Consider the following 23,707-nt stretch of genomic DNA (forward strand, 5'->3'; position numbering starts at 1 on the left):
ATCTCCGCGGGAGAGGGGCCGGCTCCCCGCTCACCCCATCCCGGATGCGGCCAGCATCGCGCTTTCCGGCAGCATCCCCGCCGAACGGGCCGACGAGGAGGCGGGACTCAGCGTCCGGCCCTCCAGCCGGCCGTTCTGGATGTAATGCCGCATCGCCGCCGTCAGGTCGCCGCCGGTGGCCGCGGCGACGTCGCCGTTGGCCGCCAGATAGGCCGACGCGTTGAAGCCGGTGCTCCGCCCCTCCGTCCGGCCGGCGCCCAGGTAATGCAGCCCGGCCCGGGTGGTGTCGGTGCCGAAGGCGGCGGCAAGGTCGGCGTTGGCCGCCAGATAGGACAGCGGGTTGAAGGTGACCGTCCGCCCCTCGGCCCGGCCGCCGGTGATGTAATGCATCGCCGCCGCCGTGCGGTCGGTGCCGAAGATCGCCGACAGGTCGCCGTAGGAGGCGAGGTAGGCCAGCGGGTCGAAGCTGACCGTCCGCCCCTCGGCCCGGCCGCTGGCGATGTAGTGCATCGCCGCCGCCGTCCGGTCGGTGCCGAAGATCGCCGACAGGTCGCCGTAGGAGGCGAGGTAGGCCAGCGGATCGAAACTGACCGCCCGGCCCTCCGTCCGGCCGCTGGTGATGTAATGGGCGGCGCCCGCATCGCCGTTGGTGCCGAAGACCGCCGACAGGTCGCCATGGGAGGCGATGTAGGCCAAGGGATCGAAGCTGACCGTCCGTCCCTCCGCCCGGCCGCTGGCGGCGTAATGCGCCGCACCGGCGGCGGCGTTGGCGCCGAAGAGCGCCGACAGGTCGGCGTAGGAGGCGATGTAGGCCAGCGGCGAGAAGGCCGGTCCAGCCGCGGCGGGCGCGCCGCCCGTGCCGGTCGACGGCGAGTCACCGCCTCCGGATCCGCCGCCGGCACCGGGGGCGGGGATCCCCGGCACCGTCAGCGGCGCGCTGCCCATCCGCGCCCAATCCAGGTCGCGGATGCCCAGGGAAAGACCGAGCTCCGCCGCGGTGCCGCTGCCGAGCCGGAAGTCGCCGGCCGACGGGTCGACGAACAGGCCGGACGACACCCTGTCGCCGCCGTTCAGCCCGCGCGTCCCCTGCAGCAGGTTGCCGGTGACGCTGTAGGCGCCGGGGGTCCAGAACTCCCAGTAATCGGTCCCGGTGGAGGAGGAGATGACGTTGCCGGTGACGCTGTTGTTGGCCAGCAGTCCGATGTTGCCGGCGCTCGGCACCCATTCCAGCCGGATGAAGCGCTCGCGCGGGTTGGACAGGACGGCGAAGTTGTTGGTGACGCTGTTGGAATCACCGCCATGGATGAAGACGCCGGCCCAGCCGGTGTTCTGGATGAAGTTGTCCTGGACGGTGACGCCGTTGGCCATGTCGTCCAGATAGATGCCGAAGCTCTTGTGGCGGTCGAGCCAGCCCGACCCGTCGGTCGCCAGCCCGCCGACGTTGCGGATGTCGTTGCCGCGGATGATCGTGCGGGTATCGACGTTGGACCGCCCCAGCATCTCGATGGCGCCGCCGTCGGCGGTCTCGGTCATCGTGTTGTAGATGCGGTTGTATTCCACCACCGTATCGGTGTTGACGGTGGCACCGTCCCAGTTCTTGATCGAGATGCCGTAGCGCGTGCTGTTGCGGATGTCGTTGCCGGAGATCAGCGTGCCGCTGGTGCCGTAGAGCTGGATGCCGGCCACGTCCTTCAGAACCTCGCCGATGCCGTCGATGCTGTTGGCGCTGATGCGGTTGCCGTTGCTGCCGTAGGCGAGCTTGATGCCGCCGGCCCCCAGATGCTCCATCCGGTTGGCCTCGATCGCGTTGCCGGACGACCCGGCCAGCGTCATCGCGGTGCCGGCATTGACGAAGCGGTTGCCGGCGATGCTGTTGCCGGACGCATTCGTCAGCGTCAGGGCCGAGCCGTCCCAGGTGGTGTCGGCGAAGGTCAGCCCCTGCAGGGTGACGCCGCTCGCCCCGTTCAGCGACAAAAGCGTGCCCAGCCGCGCCACCACCGCCCCCTGGGCCAGCAGCGCGCCGGGGTCCTGCGGCTTCACCACCAGCCGGCCGGTCTCGGCCTGCCAGGCGAATTCGCCGGCATCGCGGATGAAGGCGTCGTCGTTCAGCAGGCGATAGGTACCGCCGCTGCGCAGGGCGTATTTCGCGCTCTGGGTAAAGGTGACGGTCCGGCTGCCGGCATCGGTGGAGGCGACGCCGACGATGTTGTCGGACAGCCGCTCGGTGTCGAAGGTCTGGACCATCGTGCCGGGCTGGACCCCGGCGGCCAGCACCGCCGCCATCGCCCCATCGCCAGCCCCGACGCGCAGGCTGGTCCGGCTGGCGCCGCCGGCCGCCGCCTCCAGCACCGACCAGCCGGATTTGGCATCGCCGCTGTTCCAGTCGCCGGTCTGCGCCACCTTCTGCCGGACCCCGCCGATGAAGAGGTCGAGGCCGGTGGCGGATGTCGGCGCGGCATAGAGCCCGCCGCCGATGGCGGTGAAGCCGCCGACCCGCTCGCCGCCGCTGAAGACCGGCGTCTCGCCCGGATAGGCCATGATGCGGACGCCGTTGTCGGCCCCGGTCAGCGTCACCGTGCGCGCCATCGCATAGGTGCCGCCGCGCACATAGGTGTCGCGGATGCCGGTTGCCCGCATCGCGCCCTGCGCGCGCTCCAGCGTGGCGAAGGGACCGTCGGTCCTGTCGGCATTGGGTGCCGCCAAACGCCCCGACCAGGAATCGTTGCCGTTGGTCGCGACGTAGAAAGCCTGCTGAGTGTCTGTCATTGCCGGATTGCCTTGCCCATACGAGGCAATCACACGGCAGAAAGGCTTAACGTTTCTCCTTTCGAGCATCCTCTTTTGTGGGAAGAACGCGTGTTAATTTTATGATAACTTCCGCCGGGGCCGATTTGACTCTTGCGCTTCTTCTGACACCTTCCCGATCAGGCCGCGCGGATGCCGGCCAGGAAGCTTTCGACTTCGCGGCGCAGTTCCACCGCCTGCCGGGACAGCGCATCGGACGCGGTCAGCACCTGGTCCGCCGAGGTGCCGGTCCGGCCGGCCATGTCGTTCACCTCGACGATGGTGCCGCTGACCTCCTCGGTGCCGCGCGCCGCCTGCTGGACGTTGCGGGTGATCTCGCCGGTGGTGGCGTTCTGCTCCTCGATGGCGGCGGCGATGGTCGAGGCGATCTCGTTCATGCTGGCGATGGTCCTGCCGATGTCCTCGATGGCGGTCACCGCCCCCTGGGTGGCGCCCTGGACCCCGGCGATCTGGGCGGCGATCTCCTCCGTCGCCCGGGCGGTCTGGTTGGCGAGCGTCTTCACCTCCGACGCGACGACGGCGAAGCCCTTGCCGGCCTCCCCCGCGCGCGCCGCCTCGATGGTGGCGTTCAGCGCCAGCAGGTTGGTCTGTTCGGCGATGCCCTGGATCAGCTTGACGACGTCGCCGATCCGTCCGGCGGCATCGGCCAGTCCGCGCACCGATGCGGTCGTCTCGCCGGCTTCCTGCACGGCTTGCGACGCGACCGCGTTGGAGCGGGATACCTGACGGCTGATCTCCTGGATGGAGGCGGCCATCTCTTCGGTGGCGGCGGCGACCGTCTGCACGTTGGCCGATGTCTGTTCGGCGGCCGAGGCGGAGGACGCCGCCTGCCGGGTGGTCTCGGCGGCGATGTCCGCCATGCCGCGGGCAGTATCGCCGAGGGTGGCCGATGCGGCCGACACCCCATCCAGCACGTCCGTCACCTTCCGGTCGAAGGTGCGGATCAGGCCCTCCACCACATGGCTGCGCAACTCCTTCGCAGCCTGCTCGCGCGCCTGCTCCTCCTCCAGCCGCACGCGCTCCACGGCGTTGTCCTTGAAGATCTGCACGGCCTTGGCCATGTCGCCGATCTCGTCACGGCTGGCGCGGGCCGGAATGTCGACCGTCAGGTCGCCGCCGGCCAAGCCACGCATGGCGGCGGTCATCGCCCGGACCGGACGGGCGATGCTGCGGCCGACAACCCAGGCCGCCAGCAGCCCGACCAGCAGCGCCACGCCGGCGAAGCCCAGGTTCAGCGTCATCGTCCGCGTCATCGCATGTTCGGTTCCGCTGAGCAGGTCGGCCCGCGCCTCGGCCTGCATCCGGACCGTCCGCATGGCCAGATCCTTGAACTCGTTGGCTTCCTTGGTCATAACCCCGTTGACGAGCCGGTCGACCTCGATCGCCGCCGACCGCAACTCCTCGAACTGGTTGCGGTAGCGCTTCGCCAGTTCCGCCGTCTCGACCGCCAGACGCCGCCGCTCCGGATTCTGGAGATGCCCGTCCAGAACGGCTGCGGCCTTCTCGAACCCCTCGGCGTTCCGGCGGAAGCGGTCCGCCACCTCGTCGCGCGGGTCGGCGAGGAAACGGGTGGCCTCCAGCCGGGCCAGCATCAGGGACTCCTGGGCGATGCCGGCATAGGCGGCCGCTTCGAGATCGCCGTCCGCCATGGCCGAGCGGATGATCCGCGACAGGTTTTCCCGCGCCGTCCGTCCGGTCGGGTCCATTTCCTTCTCGACCAGATCGTCGCGGCGTTCCCGCACCGGCTCCATCCTGTCGAAATTGGCCCGGTAGGAGGCCAGCAGCACGCTCATCCGTTCCAGATTGGCCCGCCGTTCGGGATGCGCGTTGGCCTGGATGACCTGGGGAAGAAGCTCCGCCAACTGCTTCTGGATCTGCCGCGCCGTCTCCTTGGCGTCGTCATTGCCGGTGTAGATGTAGGAGATCACGTTGCGGCGCATTTCGGACAGGTCGCCCTTGACCGTCTCGATGTTCAGCGAGTTGCTGCTGATGGCAGCATATTGATCGAACCCGCTCCTTGCCGACAGCAGGCCGGATGCGGCCAGTCCGGAAATGGCGGCAATGATGACGAGAAGCACAAGAAAGCCGGCTGCAATACGGGTCGCCACTTTCATCCGGTCAAAAATCCCGATATTCTTCATGGATATCCCCATATTGCTTCAGACGCTTTACAGTCTGGAGGGAGAATTCGGCAAATTCTCCGAAGCCGCCCATTCGCGAGCGGCAGCAACATAGGCCAAAGTCATATATCAATCATCAGTTTTAAAATTTTTCTTTTATAGAAGAATATTTGTTTAACGGTTATACGAACTTATACTTAAGAAACGTGAAGATCATTGCCTGAGTTCAACAGAACTCTTCGGTTGATTATCTGCCGCGATTCATCGCACCTCCACCCGCCTCTCCTCCCGCAGCACCGTCTCGTCGCCATGGCGGAGCGTCACCGTCACCCGGTAGGGGCCGGGCGCCCAGGGACCGGGGGCGGGCTTCTTCACCTCGGTGCCGAAGAACAGCACGGCCAGCGGGCGCGGCACCGCTCCTTCGCTGCGGAACAGGCGGCGGCCGTCGGGGCCGGTCACCTCCAGGGTCACGCGGTCGCCCTGCCGCCCGCCCATCAGCTCCGCCCAGACGCCCAGCGTCGGCGTGCCGGCCGGCAGGGGTTTGCCGTCATTCCCCCCGCCATAGCCGCCGTCCCGCGCCACCTCCGCCTTCGGCGCCTCGGGCGCCAGACCGGCGCCGAGCAGGGCGCTCGGCCGGTAGGCGAGCGTCCGGCGCGCGTCGCCGCTCCACAGCGTCTCTGGAGGAAGGGCGGCAGCGCCCTTCCCGGCGGCACCCTGGTCGGCGGCGCAGGACGGCGCCTCGCCGCTGCCCACCTCCTTGCCCGTATAGGGATCGAGCGTGCGGCCGTCATGACGGATGCCGAAATCGACATGGGGAAACTCGGTCTTGCCGGACAGCCCGATCTGGCCCAGCGGCGTGCCCGCCTCCACCCGGTCGCCCGGCTTGACGATGACGCTGCCACGCTTCAGGTGGCTGTACTGGGTTTCCCAGCCGTCGCCATGGTCGACCACCACCGCATTGCCCGCATCATAGCCGGCCGGCGCGCCGCCGCTCTGCCGGATGCTGACATCCTCCATCCCGTCGCGCACGCGGGCGACCGTGCCGGGAGCGGCGGCCACCACCGCCACCCCGCGCCGCATCGCCTCCAGGTCGGGCAGGCGGAAATCCGTCCCCTTGTGCCCGTCATAGGTCAGCCGGCCGCAGGCGAAGTCCCGCATCCCCGGTCCCGGATCGGCATCGACATAGTTCTGGACGAAGCAGTCCGTCCCGATCCGGCAGCGCACCGGGAGTTCCAGCCTGGGCGCGTCGCGAAGAGGGATGGCAGGGGACTGAGCAGTTCCGGCGGACGGCAGGAACACCAGGGCGGCGAATCCCCAGCGATAATGGACCGGCACCCTCATCCACCCCCCTCGCACAGCACTGCTCCCTCTTGCCCGACCGTCCTTCAACAGGTGGGGCGCTGGAGGGAGAGGGCCAGCCCCACCTCCATTCCACATGCCCCACTTATGCGCCGTCGCATAAGTGGGGGAGATTCAGACTCCGCCGGTCTTCCAGCCCGGTCGCTGAAATCCGGCCCTGGCCCGTTCCACCTCGCCATGGATCGCACAGTCTTCGACATGATCGTTGATCAGCCCCATCGCCTGCATGAAGGAATAGACCGTCGTCGGACCGACGAAAGACCAGCCGCGCTTCTTCAGATCCTTCGACAGGGCGATCGACGCCCGGGAGGCGGAAGCGGTCTGCGCCGGCGCGCATTCGTCAGGCGACGGCTCGAAGCGCCAGACATAGGCCGCCAGCGACCCTTCCCGCTCCACCAATTCCCGCGCGCGCCGGGCGTTGTTGACGACCGCTTCGATCTTGCCGCGGTGACGGACGATGCCTTCGTTCGTCATCAGGCGCTCGACGTCGGCCTGCGTGAGGGCGGCCACCCGCTCGTAATCGAACCCCTCGAACGCAGCCCGGAAATTCTCCCGCTTGGCAAGGATGGTGCGCCAGCTCAAGCCCGACTGGAAGCCTTCCAGACACAGCTTCTCGAACAGGCGGCGGTCATCGCCGACCGGAAAACCCCATTCGGAATCGTGATAGGCGAAGAACTCGGGTGCCGCCGCGCACCAGCGGCATCGCGGCCTTCCGTCCGGTCCGGGAATTGTCGCGCTCATCGGTTAAGCCTGCAGAAACGCCAAACGGTCGTCGACGCGACCCGGCGTGATTTCGAGGATGTCGGCATCGACCACCTTCTCCGCCACGAAGGGATCATCCCGCAGACGCGCGTCCAGATCGTCGCGCGATATGTTATGGGCGAGAACGGCACCGCCGGCACCGCCGGGAAGGCTGCCGGTCAGCAGAAAGACGCCGTCCCCGAACCCGCGCCGGATCCAGGCGTTGTGCCCATCCATATGCTTGGCGGCCTCCGCCCTGTTCGCGGAAAACCTGAGCGTGACGACGAACATGCCGGATGGCTCCTTTTTAAGGTTGAGGGGGGGGGGAAACAGGGTCGAGGCGGCTTGCGCCGGGGCGCTGCGCCTCCAGCCAGACGCACATGTCCTCGACCTCGCGCTGGACGAAGGCGTCGTCGCGGAAGGCCGTCGCCAGCGTCGCGACGCCCTGGCTTCGCATCAGAACATGCATGGCGAGCGCTTCGGCGTCGGCGTCACGCCCAAGGGCCGCGAACTGGCGGGCCAGCCAGTCGCGGAACAGGGCGAAGAGCCTGGTCGCGTCCTCCTTGGCGGCGTGATCGAGTTTGGAAAGCTCGTTGCAAAGCGTGCCGACCGGGCAGCCGTACAGCATGATCTTCGCCCGGTTCATGATGAGGATATGGATGAAGCTGCGGATGCGCTCCACCGGATTGTCCGTTCCGGCCTCCCAGGCTTCCAGCATCCGGCCGGTGTTGGTGAGACGCAGGGCGATCACCGCATCCAGAATCTCGTCCTTGGTCTTGAAGTGATAATAAAAATTGCCGCGGGACAGCCGGACGGCCGCGGCGATGTCGGCGAAGGACGTGGCTTCGAATCCCTGCTCATAGAAGAGCCGGTCGGCAGCCTCCAGGATCTGCTGACGTGTGCCTGCTGCGCCCATCGGTTTTTCATTCCGTACCTGAGTGCCATGCGCCACCCAATGCTTCGAACCGGGATCGGGCAGGAAAGCGGCGCAGCTTTCTAGGTCAATTGACCTAGAAAATTTTTAGGACACTCGTCCGACAAAGTCAATGAGATCGGCTTTTCCGTCCGTCGGTATCTCCATATCGCCGGTACGGCCCCAAAACCGCCCCGTCCTTATCATCCGAAGGCCACACCGCCAGCCCTCATACTCCGCCCCGCTTTTCATCGACGGCAGACAGCGGGGACCGACAGCATGGCGAACAGCACCCATACCGGCAGCGGCAAGACGGTCGTCGTCATCGACAGCGGCTGGTCGCCGACCTGGGAGACTGCCGCCTCCGTGGTCTACCAGCACGACTACGCTGACAATGACGGCGATGCGCGCAACCCCAACGCCGACACCCACGGCGCCCTGGTGACCTCCCGCATCCTGTCGCAGGCGCCGGACGTCGGCATCATCGCGCTGAAGGTGATGCCGGACAACTCCACCACCGCGTCGGGAGCAGCGATCGAGCAGGCGCTGCAATGGGTCGTCGCCCATGCGTCGGACCACAACGTCGTCGGCGTCAACCTGTCGCTGGCCGGCGGCTCCGCCTCGTCGGAGATGACGACCATCCTGTCGGACGAGCTGGCGAGCCTCGCCGCCAAGCGGGTGCTGGTGTCGGCCGCCGCCGGCAATGCCGGGCAGAACGGGACGGCGACCGACGTCTCCTATTTCGCCGCCGACCACAACACGATCTGCGTCACCGCCTCCACCGGCGACGGGGCGCTGCCGGGCTGGGCCCAGCGCAATCCGGGCATCACCGACCTGTGCGCCGACGGCACCGACATCCGGCTGACCGACCTGGCGGGGCGGACGGTGACGGCCAACGGCTCCTCCTTCGCCGCCCCGACGGTGACCGCCGCGGTGGCGCTCGCCCAGCAGGAAGCCCTGGCGCTGCGCGGCAGCGCCCTGACCCAGGACGAGTTCCTGTCGCTGGCGAAGCAGACCGGAACGCCGCTCGGCGCCACCGGCTACACCGACCTGAACACCCAGGCGATGCTGGCGAAGATCGGCCAACTCTACGGCGCGCCGGAGACGCCCGGCACCGGACCGGGCGCGCCCGCGACCACCGCCGCCACCATCCTGGTCAACGCCAAGGGCACGGCCGCCGCCGGGGTCAACGCCCACTTCACCCTTCTGGTCGACGGCCAGGCCGTCGGCAGCGCCACCGTCGGCAGCGCGGCGAAGACCTACGCCTTCACCACCAGCGTGTCGGCCGACAGCGCCCACAAGGTGCAGATCCGGTACGACAACGACGGCTTCGCCGGCGGCCAGGACCGCAACCTGTTCGTCGACAGCGTCAGCGTGAACGGCCACGGCTATGCCGCCACCGACGCCGCGGTGACCTACGACAAGGGCGCGCTCGACGGGCGCGACGTGGTCAAGGGCCAGAGCGGGATGTGGTGGAACGGCACGCTGGTCGTCGTCGCCGACAAGAGCCTGTTCGGTACCAAGGCTCCGTCCCAGGCGCAGTTGGCAGAGCTTCAGGCCGGCGACCTGCTGGGCCATGCCGTCTCGGCCAACGCGGCGTCGCATGGGATCGCCGACGGCGCGGGCTGGACGCCGGAATTGCTCCCGGCCTTCGAGGACGCCGCCCACGGCCTGCACGCCTGGTACGACGCGCATGACATGGCGGCATAAACTGGAGATCCCCTCTCCCCGGGGGGGGAGAGGGGGGATCCCTGGAGAGGGAACTTCTACCGCTCGTGCATGGCTTCCTGGGCGCTGCGCGAGAGGGGGGAGAGCAGGTAGTCGGCGACGCGGCGGCGGCCGGTCTTGACCTCGGCGGTCACGGTCATGCCCGGCTGCAGCCGCGTCTCCTTGCCGTCGACCTCCAGCGTGTCGCGATCCAGCGCGATGCGGGCGGCATAGACCGCTCCCCCCTCCGGCGCCTTGGCGCCACTCTTCTCCGTTCCCTTGTCGGCCTGCTGCTGCACGGCGTCGCTGGACAGCGAGGCGACGCGGCCGGGGATCAGGCCGTATTTGGTGAAGGAGAAGGCCTCCACCTTCACCTCCGCCACCTGTCCGGTCTGGACGAAGCCGATGTCCTTGTTGGGGATGAAGGCCTCCACCTCCAGCCGGCTGTCCTCCGGCACGATGACCATCAGCGGCTGGGCGGTGGTCACCACGCCGCCCACCGTGTGCACCGCCAGCTGCTGGACATAGCCGTCCACCGGCGCGGTCAGCCGCAAGAGATCGACCTGCTGGTCTGCCTTGGCCAATTCCTGATCCAGCGAGGCGGCCTTGCGCTCGGCCTCGGCCAGTCCGGTGTAGAGCTGGCGGCGGAACTCGGCCTCGGTCTGGCGGCGCTGCTCGGCGGTGGCGGCGATGGAGGCGTCGGCCTCCGTCAGCTTGATCTTCTGGACCAGAAGCTCCTGCTCCTGCCCAACCAGATCCTGCTGGAGCTGGAGATACTGGAAGCGGGACGAGGTGCCGCGCTGGGACAGGTCGAACAGCGCCTCCGCCCGTTCGCGGATCAGCGGCAGGGTGGCGTTCAGCTTGGCGATGGTCTGCACCACGGTGGCGCGGTCGGCCTCGCGCCGGGCGTGCTCGCGGTCGAGCGCGGCCAGCTTGGCGCGCTGCTCGGCGATCTGGCTGTCCAGCAGCTGGCTCTGCATCCGCGCCAGCTCGGCCGACAGCCCGGCGGGAGCGGCGAAGACGGCGTCGGGGTTGCCGTTCACCACCTCCAGCGCCGCCCGCAGCCGCGCCACCTCCGCCCTTGCCGCCGACAGGTCGGAGCGGATGCGGTCGCGGTCGGCGGTCGCCCCGGTCGGATCCAGTTCGATCAGCGTCTGGCCGGCCTTGACCAGCTGGCCGTCCTCGACGGCGATGGCGCGGACGACGCCGGTCTGCATCGGCTGGACGGTCTTGGTCCGGCCGCTCGGCACCACCCGGCCCTGGGCCACCGCCACCACGTCAACATGGCCGAACCAAGCCCAGGCGCAGGCCGCGGTGAAGGCCAGCATGATGACGGCGGTGAAGGTCCGCGCGGTGGGCGAGGGCGGCCGTTCCAGGATCTCCAGCGCGTCGGGCAGGAAGTCCATCTCGTCGCGCCGGCGCTTCTGGGTTCGCCCCTGGGGCCGGGTCGGCGGGCGCGGCTCGCCGGGGGTGCCCGGCACGTTGGCGGGCGGCTTGACGCCGGCAGGGGTGGCGGGCGCGGCGGGGTTGGAACCATTGGGATCGGGGATGGCGGAGGTGGCCTTCACCGCGGCGTTCGTCTTGCTCATGGCGCTCGTCCCCCCTCAGCCCGCGGCCCGTTGTTCGATCAGCCCGTCCGTTGGCGGCGGGTTCCCCCCCGGCAGCTGCCCCATCTGGCCCCCCATCTGGCCGTGGAACAGCGTGGCGTAGCGGCCGCCGCGGCGCAGAAGCTCGTCGGGCGCGCCGTCCTCGACGATGCGGCCGCGCTCCACCGTGACGATGCGGTCGGCGATGGCGACGGTGGACAGGCGGTGGGCGATGATCAGCACGGTGCGGCCGGCGCAGATGCGGCGCATGTTGGCCTGGATGATCCGCTCCGATTCATGGTCGAGCGCGCTGGTCGCCTCGTCGAAGATCAGGATGCGCGGGTTGGTGACCAGCGCGCGGGCGATGGCGATGCGCTGCCGCTGCCCGCCCGACAGGCTGGCGCCGCGCTCCCCCACCACGGTGTCGTAACCGTCGGGCAGCTCGACGATGAAGTCGTGGGCGCCGGCCAGCTTCGCCGCGGCGACGACGCGGCCCATCTCCATGGTCGGGTCGGTCAGCGCGATGTTCTCGCGGATGGATCCTGAGAACAGGACATTGTCCTGCAGCACCACGCCGATCTGCCGGCGCAGCCACACCGCGTCGGCGGTCGACAGGTCGGTGCCGTCCACCATCACCCGCCCGCGCTCCGGCACGTGGAAGCGCTGCAGCAGCTTGGCCAGCGTGCTCTTGCCCGAGCCGGACGTGCCGACGATGCCGACCACCTGTCCCGCCGGAACATGCAGCGATACGTCGCTCAGCGTCTCCGGCCCGTCATGGCGGTAGCGGAAGGTGACGTGGTCGAAGGTCAAATCGCCCTTGATCGCCGGCATGGCGGCGCGGCCGGGGCTCTGCAGCGGTTCGGGCGCGGTGTTCAGGATGTCGCCGATGCGGTGCATCGACAGCCGCACCTGCTGGAAATCCTGCCACAGCTGGGCGATGCGCAGCACCGGCTGGACGACACGGCCGGCGAACATGTTGAAGGCCACCAGCTCGCCCACCGTCAGGCTGCCTTCGATCACCAGCTTGGCCCCCAGCCACAGCACCAGCATTGTCGAGATCTTGGAGACGAACTGCACCGACTGGCTGGCGATGTTGTTCAGGTTGCCGGCGCGGAAGCCGGCGCGGACATAGCCGGACAGCTGGTCCTCCCAGCGGCGCTGCATGCGCGGCTCCACCGCCATCGCCTTGACCGTCTCGATGCTCGACACCGTCTCGACCAGGAAGCTGTGGTTCTCGGCGCCGCGGGCGAACTTCTCGTCCAGCCGGCGGCGCAGGATCGGCGTCGCCACCAGGCTGATCAGGATGTAGATGGGGAAGGAGGCCGCGACGATCGCCGTCAGCATCGGGCTGTACAGCAGCATCACGCCAAGGAAGACCACGGTGAACAGCAGGTCCAGCACCAGCGTGATGGTGGAGCTGGTCATGAAGTTGCGGATCGTCTCCAGCTCGCGCACGCGGGCGACGCTGTCGCCGACCCGGCGCGCCGCGAAATAGCCCATGGGGAGCGACAGCAGCCGCTGGTACAGCTTGGCCCCCAGCTCCACGTCCAGCCGGTTGGCGGTGTGGGCGAAGGTGTAGGTGCGCAGGCCCCCCAGCACCGCCTCGAACAGGATGACGGCCAGCATGCCGACCATCAGCACGTCCAGCGTGCCCAGGCTGCGGTGCACCACCACCTTGTCGACCACCACCTGGAAGAACAGCGGCGTCACCAGCGCGAACAGCTGGATGAAGAAGGAGGCGAGCAGGACCTCGCCCAGGATGCCGCGGTATTTCCAGGCGACCGCGCCGAACCAGCGGGCGTCGAAGCGCGGCTGGCCCATGCCCATCGTGCCCTTGCGCCCCAGGCAGATCAACCGGCCGCTCCACAAGGGCTCGAACCCTTCGCGGTCGAGGATGCGGGTCTGGTTGGTCGCGGCGTCATGCACCAGCACGCGGCCGTTGCCGGCCTTGGCCAGCACCAGGAAGCCGCCGTCGGGGCCGGGGACCAGCGCCGGCAGCGGCGTGCGGTCCAGCCGCTCCCATTTGGTCTTCACCACGCGGGCCTTGGCGCCCAGTCGGTGGGCTTGGCGGACCAGACCGGTCAGGTCGGGGGATTCGCCGCCGCAGGCATGGCGCACGCCGTCGTAATCGGCCGGGATGCCCAGCATGCGCAGAGCCGAGACCAGACCGGCGATGCCGGGATCGAGAGGCGGGCCGGGCCTTGGACCAGGGCTGGGGCCAGAATGGGGGCCGGGTTGGGAATCCTCGGCCTGCGGCTGCCCTTTGGAGGAGAGGGGGGAGGAGGGGTCCCGCGCCGGATCGGCCGGCGATCCGTCTCGCATCTGTTCCATGAAGGCTTCCCGGTTCCGAAACTCTAAGGGGTGGCGCCGAACGGCTGCGGCCAACCCAAGGTGTGCATCGCGCCGACGGGCGGCCACCCGAACGATGGGGTACCCCGCATCGTTGGTGGTCAAAGGGGTTGATGGCCGAAAAAGCACCCCCCTCCGGACGGCGGCTTTTCCTGGACCGGATGGCGCGCTTGGGAGTAGGCATGCAGGCAACGCCGGGCCGACGGGACCGGTGCCGTTTCCCCTTCGCCGGACGCACCCCGCCTTGTCGCCGATCTCCCAGCTGCTGCGCCTTCTGCTTCTGCTGCTGACGCCCATGTGGCTGTCGCTGGCGGTGGAAGGGCTCGGCCTGCACGGGTCGCTGATGTCCGGCCTGCGCCGCACCCCGCAGATCGACAGCGCCCTGGCGCCGCCGACCGGCTGGCGGGAGCGAAGCTATCTGGCCGCCAATCCCGACGTGGTCGCCGCCATCCGCAGCGGGCAGGCTTCCAGCGGCTACGCCCATTACGTCCAGCATGGCCGCGCCGAGGGGCGCACCGGCGGCTTCGTCGAGCTGGGCAAGGAACCGGCCAAGGCGGTCCCCCCTGCGAAGGCCGCCAACCGGCCAACCGGCCAACCGGCCGCCGCCCAGCCCACCACCGCCCAGCCCGCGGTTTCACAGCCTGTCGCCTCCCCGGCTCCGGCAGTTCCCGCCGCTCCGGTCCCTGCGGTGAAGCCCGATCCCCGGGACGACGCAGCCCCCGCCCAGCCGGTCAGCTTCCAGCCTGCGGCGCGCTCCGGAACCCAACGCCCTGACGCTCAACGCCCCGAGGCCCAGCGTCGTGTGGAGCGGATCCGCACCGCCAATGGCGGGGACGGGCTGCGCGTCGTGCTCGACCTCGACCAGGACCCGCGTTACGAGACCCCGGTGCGGCGCCCCGACGGCCGGCTGGAGGTGAGGCTGCCCGGCACGCTGTGGCAGGCTGCCCCGTCCGGCCGCCTGCCGGCGACGGCGCTCGGCTACCGGGCCGAGCGGGACGGCGGCGGCACCCGCCTGCTGTTCAGCGACGAGGATGGCGCGGGCGAGGACGACGCCAAGGGCGGGGCGGTGCGCCTGCTCGCCGTCTCCACCTTGGCCCCGGACAAGGACCGCGGCCACCGGCTGGTGATCGACGTGGCGCTGCCGTCCATGGCGAAGGCCGAGCGCGCTAGGACCGCCGGCGGCCGCTGACCGGCCGGACCGACGGAAAGCGGCGCCGGGGATTGCCCGGCGCCGCCATCCTTCCGCAAGACCCGATCCCGAACCTCCCCGCCGTTCAGGCGGGAAGCTCCGTCCGCTCCCGGCCGGACAGCCCGCCGTCGCCCACCGCCAGCATGCCCGACGCCGTTCCGGAGGATGCCGGGTCGTGGAAGCCGCTGCCGATCCCCAGCGCCTCCGACCCGGTCATCCCCGCCGCCAGCATGGTGACGGCGATGGGCGCCATCTCCATGGCTGCGGGGCTGGCGGCAGGCGACAGGGCCGCCGTCTCGGTCGAGGTGCTGCGCTTGATGTAGGCAAGCTCGATCGCGGCGTCGCTGGTGCCGAACTCCGCGGCGATCTCGGGATTGCTCGCCAGATAGGCGGCGGGGTCGAAGGCGGTCAGCGACCGGCCCTCGGCGTAGCCGATCTGGATGTAATGGATCTCGGCCGCCTGGACGTCGGGGCCGAAGGCCTGGATCAGGTCCGGGTTGCTGGCGATGTAGCGCAGCGCGTCGAAGCCCTGGGCCGGCCGCCCCTCCGACAGGCCGTTCTGGATGTAGTGCCGGGCGGCGGCATCGGGATCGGCACCGAAGGCGAGCGCCACGTCGCGGTTGGCCGCCAGATAATTGTAGCCGTCGAAGGTGACGCTCCGCCCCTCGGCATAGCCGTTCTCGATGAAATGCCGGGTGCCTGCGTCGGCGTTGGTGCCGAAGGCGGCGATCAGGTCCCGGTGGGAGGCGATGTAGGACAGGCCGTTGAAGTTCGGCTGCCGCCCCTCGGCGCGGCCGAGCTCGATGTAGTGCCGGGCCGCGGCATCGGCGTCGGTACCGAAGGCGGCGATCAGTTCGGGGAAGGAGGCGGTGTAGGCCAGCGGGTCGAAGGTGACCGTCCGCCCTTCCGCCTGTCCGCTTTGCAGGTAATGCCGGGTGCCGGCCTCGGCATTGGCACCGAAGGCGGCGATCAGGTCCGGGTGGGAGGCGATGTAGGCGAGCGCGTTGAAGCCGGCCGGCAGCCCCCCGGCGGACGGCGCTTGGGGGGTGGAGGCGGGGTCGGCCGACGGGACCGGCGTGGGGACCGGAGTGGGGTCGGGGGTTGGAACCGGGGTAGGGGCCGGCGGGGGAGCCGGTGGGGAATCGGGAACGGGATCCGGTGACGTGACGGGCGGCGGGGGAGGGGGAGGGGGGGGAGGCGAAACGGCCTGAACGATGGTGACGCTGCCGCTGCCGCCGGCCTGGAACTGGGTGGCGTCGAAGCTCCCCGTCAAGGTCACGGCCAGACCGCTGGCGAGGCGCAGCACGGTGGAGCCGGCGGCCGTCTCCACCTCCATGCCCGCAAGGTCGGCGCCCTCCATCACCAGACGATCGCCGATGGCGGCATCGGTGACGGTGACGGCACCGGTGGTCCCGGCGGCGATGCGGATGACGTCGCCGCCGCCATTGCCGGTGACGGTCGTCCCGGCCCCGACCGTCAGCTCGTCGGCCCCGGCGGTGCCGGTCAGGGCGACCTGCGCGAAGCCGGCGGCCGCCGACAGGTCCACGGTTGCCCCATCGCCGGACGCCGCCACCGCGAGCGCGTTGCCGTTGCCCGTCAACGCCAGCCCGGCCAGCTGCGAAGCCGCGAGCGTCAGGGTTGCGCCGCTGCCGGTGACCTCGACGGCCTCGATGCCCGACAGGGCCACCGCCGACAGGTCGGCGCTGCCGGCGATGCGCAGGGTGTCGGACGCCGCACTGCCGGCGATGACCTCGAATCCGGCCGCCTGCGCGCCCGTCAGCGTCACATCGTGCGCCCGGCTGCCGGTCAGCTCCAGCCGCTCCACACCGGCCAGCGTCATCCCCGTCAGGTCGATCATGGGGGAGGCGACGGCGGTGTAGTATTCCAGGTCGTAGCCGTTGAAGCTGGTCAGGTTGTCGGACCGGACCTCCAGCGTGTCGGTGCCGGTGCCGCCGTCGAAGCCGACGGTGCCGGCGTCATACTGGCTGACGACGATGTAGCGGTCGTTGCCGGCCTCGCCGAAGATCGTGTCGGCCTGGGTCTGGGCATAGCTGCCGGCGGTGACGATGCCGGCCAGGATGGTGTCGTCGCCGTCGCCGCCGTGGATGGTGTCGCGTTCCCAGTCGCCCTTCAGCAGGTCGTTGCCGGCATCGCCATGGATCAGGTCGGCACCGCCGCCGCCGGCCACCGTGTCGTCGCCGAGTTCACCATGCAGTTCGTCATTGTCGGCGCGGCCGTAGATCAGGTCATTGCCGCCGCCGCCGAAGACGCTGTCGTTGCCGTCGCCGGCCTCCAGCGTGTCGTTGCCGGCCCCGCCATGCTCGACGTCGTTGCCGCCATGGCCCCAGAACCACACCGCCGTGTCGCCCGCCGTCAGGCTGTCGGCATATTCCGAGCCGATCCAGCGCTGGATGTTCTCGAAGGTATCGCCGGCCGCCTCGCCGGTGTTGTTGGCGCCGTTGGTCAGGTCCAGCGTGAGGCCGGCGGTGGCGTCCTCGTAGGTGACGATGTTGAAGCCGCTGCCGCCGACATAATGGTCGGCGCCCAGCCCGCCATTCATGGTGTCGCCGGCCGCGACGCCCGTGTTGCCGCCGCCGACCAGCGTGTCGTTGCCCAGCCCGCCGACCAAGCTGTCGTTCCCGCTGCCGCTGGCGATGCTGTCGTTGCCGGCCCCGCCGTCGATGATGTTGCCGGTGTCGTCGCCGACCAGCGTGTCGTCGCCGTCCGACGGGGTGCCGCTGTAGGCCAGCCGATGGACCCAGTCGCCGGTGCCGGAGAAGGGCAGGGCGGCGGCGACCGGCCCGGTGGTCACGTCGAGGTCCCAGGAGGCGCCCAGCGACGGATGGCCGACCGGATGGCTGGCGGCGGCGACCCGTGCGCCGGTCGCCCGGGCGAGCGCCGCGGCGAAGCGGCCGCCATCGGCCCCCACGTCGCAAGCATGGATCAGGATCTCCGTGTCCGGCGCCTGGGGCCAGGAATGCCTGTCCGCCTTTGCAGCAGACTCCCCAGCGTGCTCAAACGCCGCGACGTCGAGCGGACGGGCGCCCAGGCGGACCACGCCCGGCTCGCCATGGGCCAGCAGATGGATGGCCACGGGCCGCCCGGCGAGCGCATCGGCCAGGGCCTTCCCGCCATCCCCATCGGCCGCCACCCGAACGACGCGAATGTCCGGGCGGCAGCGGTCGAGCAGCCGGTCCAGATCCGCGAGGCCGGCGTCCGCAATCAGTACGTCGCGCACAGATGGTCCTCCTTGACGGCGGCAGGGCGGCATGACCGGGACGGAGGCATTTCCCGCCGGCTGCCGGCACGCAACCGCACTCCGGTGATGATTTGTTGGGCCAATCGGCCGTATTCACCCAAATGTGAGGAGGAAACCGCCGTTCACAATTCGATAAGTCGGGGTATCACCGGCTAGAACGGGCGATCCTTCCAAGTAAAACGGAAGGAGGAAGGCCGGATTTCATCGGATGATTTCGGCACCATCCCCCGTTCAACGGGGAGTGCTCAAAATTGTCACCCTACACGAAACAGCCCCTTTTGACTCACGAGAAAGGGGTGGGTTTCCTATCGGTGGGGAGATCGGGAAACCCCCGCGACAAGGTTCCAAATCATCAACCCATCATTATAATTCATGATTTTATGGCATGAAAAACACATAAACTCCCTTATGGAAAACAGCCACGCTTCCGCTTATCCGCGATCTCCGACAGGCCCGATCACAGCCTGCCCGCGGGAGAGGTCGGTGACCATGCGGGTGAAATCCTCCACACGGTCGCGGGGCAGCGTGACGCGAAGCTGGACGCCGTCGGCGGTGAAGCCCGTGATCTCGACCTGGGTGCCGGGAAAGGAGCCGAGGCTGGAGCGGACCCGCGCCTCCTCGGCGAAGGCGCAGGCGATGGACAGGGTGGCATAGTCGACGATCGGCTCGCGCTCCGCCGCCTTCAGGCAGCTGGCCGCCGTGCCGCCATAGGCGCGCACCAGCCCGCCCGCGCCCAGCAGGATGCCGCCGAACCAGCGGCTGACCACCACCGCCACGCGATCCAGTCCCTGCCCTTCGATCGCCTGCAGGATCGGCCGCCCGGCCGTCCCGCCGGGCTCGCCGTCGTCGCTGAAGCGGTAGATGTCGCCGATCCGGAAGGCCCAGCAATTGTGGCCGGCATCCGGGCTGCTGCCGGCGGCGATGACGCGGCGCGCCTCCTCCTCGCTGCCGGCCGGGGCGGCGTGGGCCAGGAAGCGGCTCTTCTTGATCTCCTGCTCGAACCGTTCGGTCCTGACGAGGGTGAACATCATGGGGGGTGGCCGCCCGCGCGCCTACAGCACGAAGTCGAAGGCGGAGAAGGTATAGTTGGCGATGTTGACCTGGATGCGGAAGTCGGCCGCCCCATCGCCGTTCACCTCGCCCTCGATCAGCGTGACCGCGCCGGAGGCCTGATAGCGCAGCTGGCCGGCCGCGGTGAAGCCGGCGGCGCCGACGAAGGTGAAGGCGTCGTTCTCTGTGGTGCCGGTGACGGCATCGATTTCCGAAACGTCGATGCGGTCGCCCTCGGCCCCGACGGTGGCGTAGCTCGCCAGCCCCTGCAGGGCCTGCTGCGCCACGACGGCACCGTTGAAGGTGATGATGGCGTCGGGGGCGGCCAGGGTGGATTCGTTCAGGTTGCGGATGGAGAAGACATCCGCCCCCGCTCCGCCGTCCATCAGGTCGGCGCCATGGCCGCCGACCAGCGTGTCGTTGCCGGCGCCGCCCAGCAGGACGTCCTCATAGACGGTGGTGGTGTCGGCGGCGTTGACCGAGATCTCGTGGCTGCGGTCGGAATAGACATCGCCGAACAGCACGTCGTCGCCGCCGCCGCCGCGCAGCACGTCGCCGCCCAGCCCGCCATAGAGCGTGTCGTTGCCGACGCCGCCGTCCAGCCAGTCGTTGCCCGCCCCGGCGTCGAGCCAGTCGTTGCCGTCCTCGCCCAGCAGGGTGTCGTTGCCGACCACGTCGATGACGTCGCCGCGCAGCAGATCGTCCCCAGCCCCGCCGAACATCAGGTCGTTGCCCGCCCCGCCCTCCAGCTGGTCCAGCCCGTCGCCGCCCAGCAGGGCATCGTTGCCGGCATTGCCGAACAGCGTGTCGTTGCCGAGGAGCCCGGCGATGGTGTCGTTGCCGGCCCCGCCGCCGATGGCGTCCCCCATGATCCCGCCCACCAGATAATCGGCGCCGGTGGAGGCGGAGGTCGAGACGGTCAGGCCCGTCAGCGACGGCTGGGAGAAGCCGACCAGAGATCCCACCGGATAGACCCCGTCGGTGGCCTGCAGCATCTCGATGCCGGTCAGCGTGTCGGTGCCGTCGGGACCGCCGACCACGAGATTGCCGTTGGCATCGATGGCCAGCGAGTAGGAGGCGAGCGCGCCGGTCAGCACGAAGCTGTCGATCCCGGCCAGCCCGTCCACCGCGTCGGTGATCGGGTTGCCCAGCGCGTCATAGGCGGCGCTGCCGCTCAGCGTGTCGTTGCCGGCCGTCCCGGTCACGACGACCGGCACTCCCTGCGGCGTCCCGAGCGGTGTCGCCTGCGGCTCCAGGAGTGCGGCGGCGGCCGGCATGGCCAATCTCATGGAAACGGCCCTCATGGACGCCACCGGGGACCGGCTGGGGGGCACCCGCAACGGCCGCCCCTCGCCGAGGCCGAAGGCGAGGTAATGGAGCTTGGCCGCAGCGGCGTTGCCGCCGGTGGCCGCCGCGACGTCCGTGTTGGCCGCCAGATAGGCCGCCGCGTCGAAGGTCACGCTGCGCCCCTCGCCCCGGCCGTGGCGGGCATAGTGGACCACCGCCGCCGCCGGATCGATGCCGATGGCGGCCAGCACGTCGGGGTGGGAGGCGAGATAGCCGTAGGGATCGAAACCGGCGGTCCGCCCTTCGCGGGCGCCATAGGCCAGGTAATGCCGAACGGCGGCCCCGGCATCGACGCCGACCGCCGCCAGCACGTCGGGATTGGCGCCCAGATAGCCCAGCGGGTCGAAGCCGCCCAGGCTGCGCCCCTCGTTCCGGCCGTTCCAGGAATAATGGGCGGCGGCGGCCACCACATTGTCGCCGAAGACGGCGGCGAGGTCGCGGTTGGCCGCAAGGTAGCTCCGCGCGTCGAAGACGAGCGCCGCCGGGGCGGCGGTGCGGCCGTCGATGGTGATCAGCTCGACGTCGGTCAGCGTATCGGCGTTCCGACTCGACACCACGGCATGGCGCCGGCCGCTGCCGTCGAGCGCCACCACCACCGGCGTCTCCGCACGGTAGGCGCCGCCCTGCAAGGCATAGCGGCGCGGATCGGCGGTGTAGACGGCACGGTCGATGCCGCCGCCGCCGTCGAAGCTGCGTCCGCCGGGCACGCCGAGATACACGCTGTCGTTGGCGTCGGCCCCGGCGAAGCCGTCGATCTGCTGGAAGATGCGGGCGCCGAGCCGGTCGAGCGTTCCGCCCGTCAGCGCGACGTCCAGCCCCTCGATCCGGTAGCGCAGGACGCCGGCCGCATCGCGGTCGCTCAGGCCGGTGAAACGGACGCCCGCCCCCGACCCGCTGCCGGCGGCGACATAGTCGAGCGCGATGGCGTGCGCCCGGCCGGCGACCGTGCGGGCGACGGTCTGGCTGCCGGCGCCGGCGGCGAGGGTGGAGGCTTCCGGCACGGTGGTGAAGGCGTCGGCGACGAACCCGTTCGCCAGCCGGGCCTCATCCAGATCGAGGGCGAAGCCCTGCCCCGCCACCAGCCGCGCCATGCACGCCCCCTAAAAACCCCCGCAGCAAGACGGCACTGTCCGCCGGACGGCCCTGTCAGATGACCTGGAGATAGGCCGGGTCGAGCGCGCCGTGGCGGAACGGGATCCAGTCCTTGTGGTCGGCGCGGTACTGCAGGCCGTAGGGGTTCTTGAAGAAGATCTTCTGCAGCGGCTGGCCGCCTTCGGCGCGGGTGCGCTCCAGGTCGATCAGCGGCGAGGAGGCGAACACCTTTTCCCACAGCTCGGTGTTGTCCACCTCGCGGCCGGCGTTCTTCACATAGTCGCGCGCGGTGTCGCTGAGCTGCCAAGCCTCTTCGACCATCGCGTAATAGTCCACAGTACCCTCGGCCATGGCCTTCGAACTCCAACCAGCGTTGCACAGAGTTTCCGCTCACATAGCGCATTTCCGGCGGCAAAGGAACCACCCGCGCACCGTGGCGGTCGAGCGCGGCCGCAAGCCCGCGACCGGCCGTTATATTACGTCCGGTCCGCCGCGGTTCCGTCGATCAGCCGGGCGGCGCGGGACTTGCGCAGCGGGGCGGACAGCTTCTCCCAGGACCGCGTGCGCAGCAGCCGGCCGGCGACGCCCAGGCCGACGGCCAGCAGGCCGGTCAGGCTGATCGCCGCCCCCACCGGCCCGCCGACCAGCAGCCCGGCCGTTCCCGCCACCCCGGCCAGCAGCGCGCGCAGGCCGATGGTCAGCGCCACCGCCCCCGTGCCCGGCGCCACGCGCGGCAGCAGGACCAGCAGAAGCCCGCAATCGACCGCCGTGCGCAGGCTCCAGGCCGCGGCGGCGCCGACGGCGCCGTAGCGCTCGGCCAGCAGCCACAGCACGCCGAGATAGACCGGCAGCTCGGCCAGCTGCAGCCGGGCGGTCACGTCGACGCGGCCGACGCTCTGGATCAGGGTGTTGGGCACATAGGCGGTGGCGTTGAAGAAGACGCCCAGCATCAGGATCGACAGCACCGACGCGCTGTTGGCGGCGAAGGCCGGGCCCAGCCACAGCTCCAGCGCCGTCTCGCCGCCGACGATGGTGGCGGCCTGCATCGCCAGGAACACCGCCAGCGTCAGGTGGCCGCCGGCGTCCAGGATGCGGCCCAGCGCCGGCGGGTCGCGCCGGAACAGGCTGGAGGCCAGCGGGAACAGCGCCAGGGACAGGGCGCCGGGGATCACCATCAGCCGCGACAGCAGCTCGAACGGGGTGGTGTAGAAGGCGACCATCGCCGCCGGCACCAGGCTGAGCAGGATGAAGCGGTCGGCATAGAGCATCGCCGGGCCGACCAGATTGTTCAGCATCATCCAGGCGCTCATGGTGAACAGCCCGCGCAGGCTCTGGCGGCCCCAGCGGATGGGGCGCAGCAGGTCCGGCATCTGGCGCACCGCCAGCACGCCATAGCCGACCAGCCCGATGAAGCGCCCCACCGCGATGGCGGCGATCACCGGCACCAGGCTCTGGCTGAAGGGCAGCACGCAGAGCGGGCTCAGGTAGTTCAGCACCCCCACCGTCATCCGCACCAGACTGATCGGGCGGAAGCGCTGGTGCGCCTCCAGCACGCCGCGCAGGCCGGCGGAGACCAGCGCGATCGGCACGATGGCCGCCGCGATCAGCAGGCTCAGCCGGATCTCGTCCGGCGAGGTGCCGGTATCCAGCTGGAACCGGTCGGCCAGCAGCCCGGCGCCCAGCGCCACCGCCCCGCCGGTCAAGAGGCCGATGGCCCCCATCAGGGCGATGGCCGGCCCGGCGATGCCCGCCGTGCCGCCGACGCCCTGGTCGGCTCCGGGTTTGTTTTCCGGATCTCCTGCATGGCCCGCATGGCCGATCCGGTCGGCGACGACCTGCACCAGCGACCGTCCCAGCCCGAGGTCGAGCACCCCCAGATAGCCGAGCAGTGCCCAGATCAGGGTCAGCGCGCCGAAACGCTCCATCCCGACGGCGGAGATGAGCAACGGAATCGACACGAGGGCCGCCAACATGGGGAGGCCTTCGCCAAGCAGATTCCAGAGCGTGTTGCGAAGCAAATTCGGAGGTCCGTACGCGAAGCACTGTGGAGCGGCGCTCGGGATGACCCGACCCCGGCCATGCGGCTCTTCAGCCGTTGGACCTAGGCCTATGCCGTCCTGACGACGCCATTGTTATCCGTCCATCCTGTCCAAAACGCTAACGGAATCGCTTGGGCGAAACGGTCCGGAC

Annotated in this window: 15 protein-coding genes; 2 read left to right on the plus strand and 13 right to left on the minus strand. The window is 69.8% G+C overall.

The genetic code is table 11. The annotated features are described in order from the left end of the window. Positions 1-30: 30 nt before the first annotated feature. The 6 genes from F1643_RS02625 to F1643_RS02650 form a co-directional block, all read right to left on the minus strand. On the minus strand, positions 31-2,766 hold the full coding sequence (locus F1643_RS02625) for a right-handed parallel beta-helix repeat-containing protein (RefSeq protein ID WP_194910486.1): 2,736 nt from the start codon (positions 2,764-2,766) through the stop codon (positions 31-33). Positions 2,767-2,924: 158 nt separating this feature from the next. Then, positions 2,925-4,919 carry a methyl-accepting chemotaxis protein gene (locus F1643_RS02630; protein ID WP_255542325.1) on the minus strand — a complete coding sequence of 665 codons (1,995 nt, stop codon included), beginning with the start codon at positions 4,917-4,919 and terminating at the stop codon, positions 2,925-2,927. Between the two features lie 267 nt (positions 4,920-5,186). Next, positions 5,187-6,266, minus strand: coding sequence for a M23 family metallopeptidase (locus F1643_RS02635; RefSeq protein ID WP_194910488.1), 1,080 nt, complete (start codon positions 6,264-6,266; stop codon positions 5,187-5,189). 132 nt (positions 6,267-6,398) lie between these two features. Then, a complete protein-coding gene (locus F1643_RS02640) occupies positions 6,399-7,025 on the minus strand; it encodes a DNA-3-methyladenine glycosylase I (protein WP_194910490.1) in 627 nt (208 codons plus the stop codon). A gap of 3 nt (positions 7,026-7,028) precedes the next feature. Further along, positions 7,029-7,316, minus strand: coding sequence for a YciI family protein (locus F1643_RS02645; protein WP_194910492.1), 288 nt, complete (start codon positions 7,314-7,316; stop codon positions 7,029-7,031). A gap of 16 nt (positions 7,317-7,332) precedes the next feature. Then, positions 7,333-7,941, minus strand: coding sequence for a TetR/AcrR family transcriptional regulator (locus F1643_RS02650; protein WP_194910494.1), 609 nt, complete (start codon positions 7,939-7,941; stop codon positions 7,333-7,335). Between the two features lie 276 nt (positions 7,942-8,217). On the opposite strand from F1643_RS02650, the gene F1643_RS24305 reads away from it, so the two are divergent. Further along, positions 8,218-9,648, plus strand: coding sequence for a carbohydrate-binding domain-containing protein (locus F1643_RS24305; RefSeq protein ID WP_194910496.1), 1,431 nt, complete (start codon positions 8,218-8,220; stop codon positions 9,646-9,648). A 56-nt stretch (positions 9,649-9,704) separates the two neighbouring features. Here the strand turns inward: F1643_RS24305 and F1643_RS02660 are convergent, their stop codons facing one another. After that, positions 9,705-11,234, minus strand: coding sequence for an HlyD family type I secretion periplasmic adaptor subunit (locus F1643_RS02660; protein WP_194910498.1), 1,530 nt, complete (start codon positions 11,232-11,234; stop codon positions 9,705-9,707). A 15-nt stretch (positions 11,235-11,249) separates the two neighbouring features. After that, a complete protein-coding gene (locus F1643_RS02665) occupies positions 11,250-13,562 on the minus strand; it encodes a type I secretion system permease/ATPase (protein ID WP_255542326.1) in 2,313 nt (770 codons plus the stop codon). A gap of 262 nt (positions 13,563-13,824) precedes the next feature. On the opposite strand from F1643_RS02665, the gene F1643_RS02670 reads away from it, so the two are divergent. Continuing rightward, entirely contained in the window at positions 13,825-14,769 is a 945-nt protein-coding gene (locus tag F1643_RS02670; protein WP_194910500.1) for a hypothetical protein, read from the plus strand. Positions 14,770-14,854: 85 nt separating this feature from the next. Here F1643_RS02670 and F1643_RS22040 read toward each other — a convergent pair whose 3' ends face one another. The 5 genes from F1643_RS22040 to F1643_RS02695 all read right to left on the minus strand — a co-directional run bounded on the left by F1643_RS22040 (position 14,855) and on the right by F1643_RS02695 (position 23,490). Continuing rightward, entirely contained in the window at positions 14,855-18,007 is a 3,153-nt protein-coding gene (locus F1643_RS22040; protein ID WP_370540439.1) for a DUF4347 domain-containing protein, read from the minus strand. A gap of 452 nt (positions 18,008-18,459) precedes the next feature. Next, positions 18,460-19,059 (minus strand): YigZ family protein, encoded by a 600-nt coding sequence (locus F1643_RS02680; protein ID WP_206692268.1) that lies wholly within the window; start codon positions 19,057-19,059, stop codon positions 18,460-18,462. Positions 19,060-19,080: 21 nt separating this feature from the next. After that, entirely contained in the window at positions 19,081-21,516 is a 2,436-nt protein-coding gene (locus tag F1643_RS02685) for a calcium-binding protein (RefSeq protein ID WP_194910502.1), read from the minus strand. A 55-nt stretch (positions 21,517-21,571) separates the two neighbouring features. Continuing rightward, on the minus strand, positions 21,572-21,868 hold the full coding sequence (locus tag F1643_RS02690) for a hypothetical protein (RefSeq protein ID WP_044553747.1): 297 nt from the start codon (positions 21,866-21,868) through the stop codon (positions 21,572-21,574). Positions 21,869-21,993: 125 nt separating this feature from the next. Then, positions 21,994-23,490 carry a flippase gene (locus F1643_RS02695; protein ID WP_194910503.1) on the minus strand — a complete coding sequence of 499 codons (1,497 nt, stop codon included), beginning with the start codon at positions 23,488-23,490 and terminating at the stop codon, positions 21,994-21,996. Between the last annotated feature and the right edge of the window lie 217 nt (positions 23,491-23,707).

The sequence above is a fragment of the Azospirillum sp. INR13 genome, from assembly GCF_015390205.1.
GTDB lineage: Bacteria > Pseudomonadota > Alphaproteobacteria > Azospirillales > Azospirillaceae > Azospirillum.

Bases quoted from the DNA above. Each gene is read 5' to 3' on its own strand.
- F1643_RS02635 (WP_194910488.1), bottom strand. From the start codon at position 6,266: ATGAGGGTGCCGGTCCATTATCGCTGGGGATTCGCCGCCCTGGTGTTC.
- F1643_RS02695 (WP_194910503.1), bottom strand. From the start codon at position 23,490: ATGTTGGCGGCCCTCGTGTCGATTCCGTTGCTCATCTCCGCCGTCGGG.
- F1643_RS02660 (WP_194910498.1), bottom strand. From the start codon at position 11,234: ATGAGCAAGACGAACGCCGCGGTGAAGGCCACCTCCGCCATCCCCGAT.
- F1643_RS02680 (WP_206692268.1), bottom strand. From the start codon at position 19,059: ATGATGTTCACCCTCGTCAGGACCGAACGGTTCGAGCAGGAGATCAAG.
- F1643_RS02630 (WP_255542325.1), bottom strand. From the start codon at position 4,919: ATGAAAGTGGCGACCCGTATTGCAGCCGGCTTTCTTGTGCTTCTCGTC.
- F1643_RS02685 (WP_194910502.1), bottom strand. From the start codon at position 21,516: ATGGCGCGGCTGGTGGCGGGGCAGGGCTTCGCCCTCGATCTGGATGAG.
- F1643_RS02690 (WP_044553747.1), bottom strand. From the start codon at position 21,868: ATGGCCGAGGGTACTGTGGACTATTACGCGATGGTCGAAGAGGCTTGG.
- F1643_RS02650 (WP_194910494.1), bottom strand. From the start codon at position 7,941: ATGGGCGCAGCAGGCACACGTCAGCAGATCCTGGAGGCTGCCGACCGG.
- F1643_RS02665 (WP_255542326.1), bottom strand. From the start codon at position 13,562: ATGGAACAGATGCGAGACGGATCGCCGGCCGATCCGGCGCGGGACCCC.
- F1643_RS02625 (WP_194910486.1), bottom strand. From the start codon at position 2,766: ATGACAGACACTCAGCAGGCTTTCTACGTCGCGACCAACGGCAACGAT.
- F1643_RS02645 (WP_194910492.1), bottom strand. From the start codon at position 7,316: ATGTTCGTCGTCACGCTCAGGTTTTCCGCGAACAGGGCGGAGGCCGCC.
- F1643_RS02640 (WP_194910490.1), bottom strand. From the start codon at position 7,025: ATGAGCGCGACAATTCCCGGACCGGACGGAAGGCCGCGATGCCGCTGG.
- F1643_RS24305 (WP_194910496.1), top strand. From the start codon at position 8,218: ATGGCGAACAGCACCCATACCGGCAGCGGCAAGACGGTCGTCGTCATC.